We start from the raw sequence: 236 nt of genomic DNA on the forward strand, positions 1-236 counted from the left end.
ATGTTGTACGACGGGCGGAACGACGAGCGGAGCGGGTAGGTGCGGGTCGAGGCCAGGCCGGCCAGCTCGCGGGGGTTCATGCCCGGCTGCCACATGACGACGCCGTGGCCCTCGACGTCGCGGCCGCGACGGCCGGCGCGGCCGGTCAGCTGGGTGTACTCCCCCGGAGTGATGTCGGCGTGGGTCTCGCCGTTCCACTTGCTGAGCTTCTCGATGACCACCGTGCGCGCCGGCAT

The 236-nt window shown here is 71.6% G+C and carries 1 protein-coding gene; it reads right to left on the reverse strand.

The window, feature by feature from the left end; all coding sequences use genetic code 11:
* The coding region (locus QWY28_RS23875; RefSeq protein WP_300955384.1) for a hypothetical protein at positions 1–236 on the reverse strand (236 nt) is incomplete at both ends.

Source organism: Nocardioides oceani (genome assembly GCF_030412965.1).
Lineage (GTDB): Bacteria > Actinomycetota > Actinomycetes > Propionibacteriales > Nocardioidaceae > Nocardioides > Nocardioides oceani.